Genomic DNA, 1,475 nt, shown 5'->3' with positions numbered 1-1,475 from the left:
CAATTTGCCCTACTTCAGGATCCCTCATGCTCGCTCATGCTCACGGATTGAACCTGGGGGTTTTGATCCTGGTTCAACGCAACCTGGTTCATTTACCCCTACTTCAAGCTCCCTCATACTCGCTTATACTCACGGATTGAACCTGGGGGTTTTGATCCTGGTTCAACGCAACCTGGTTCATTTCCCCCTACTTCAGGCTCCCTCATACTCCCTCATGCTCACGGATTGAACCTGGGGGTTTTGATCTTGGTTCAACGGAACCTGGTTCATTTCCCCCTACTTCAGGCTCCCTCATACTCGCTTATACTCACGGATTGAACCTGGGGGTTTTGATCCTGGTTCAACGCAACTTGGTTCAATTTGCCCTACTTCACCATATCCACCTCCATTAAATCCTTATTCAGAAAAATCAAAGTCAAAAGTTCATAAATTTGTAAAAAATATGTAGGGAACTTCACAGTAATAATTAGAAAAATATCGTATATTGTTCCCATAAAGACTCTACATAGATTATTAAAAGTAAATGAGGTGCATTCATGGAAAATAATAAAAAAAGAAATTGGATTCCTGGAAAGTATTATCATGTGATGGCCAGAAGTATTCGAAAAGAAAAACTTTTCAAAAACGCAAGTGACTATCAGTATTTTTTTAATCTTCTTGTGAAAACCTCCGAGAAACACTCATTTAATTTATGTTCATTTTGCCTCATGACTAACCATTACCATCTCCAAATCTCCTCAAATGAAAGCATCTCAAAAATAATTGAACACATTAACAAACTTTATGCAAGGTATTTTAACACTAAATATAAGTTTCGTGGTCCACTTTTTGCAGGCCCGTTTAAAGCAATACCAATTCATGATAAACGGAACATATTAATAGTTAGCAGGTACATTCACTATAATCCTGTGACTGCAAACATAGTCGATAAGGTTGAAAAATACCAATGGAGTAGTTATAATTACTTTCTTCCCACAACCACATCATCACCTCCAGCGTTCATAGACTTTACCCCAATACTCGAAAATTTCCAAGGTACAGAATATAAGCAAAAGAAAAGCTATATAGAGTGGTGTTCTTATTAGTTTTAAAGTATTCTCACTTTGAGTGGTGTTCTTATTACTTTTCAGCGCTCTCATTTTGCGTGGAATCTTATATCTTTTAAGCACTCTCATTTTGAGTAGTGATCTTATTACTTTTACGTATTCTCACTTTGAGTGGTGTTCTTATTACTTTTCAGCGCTCTCATTTTGAGTAGTGATCTTATTACTTTTAAGTATTCTCACTTTGACTGGTGATCTTATTACTTTTAAGCACTCTCATTTTGAGTAGTAATCTTATTACTTTTAAGTATTCTCACTTTGAGTGGTGATCTTATTACTTTTAAGCACTCTCATTTTGAGTAGTAATCTTATTACTTTTAAGTATTCTCACTTTGAGTGGTGTTCTTATTACTTTTCAGCGCTCTCATTTTA

General features: G+C 36.1%; 1 protein-coding gene. It reads left to right on the top strand.

Features of this window, described 5'->3' with window-relative positions; all coding sequences use genetic code 11:
- Nucleotides 1-536: 536 nt before the first annotated feature.
- Nucleotides 537-1,085, top strand: a complete 549-nt coding sequence (locus KS419_RS20560; protein ID WP_217068472.1) for a transposase — start codon at nucleotides 537-539, stop codon at nucleotides 1,083-1,085.
- Nucleotides 1,086-1,475 lie beyond the last annotated feature (390 nt).

The sequence above is a fragment of the Evansella tamaricis genome, assembly GCF_019042215.1.
In the GTDB taxonomy this organism is placed as follows: Bacteria; Bacillota; Bacilli; order Bacillales; family Salisediminibacteriaceae; genus Evansella; species Evansella tamaricis.
Note: the sequence above shows the minus strand (reverse complement) of the source record. Positions and strands in the feature narration are given on the sequence as shown.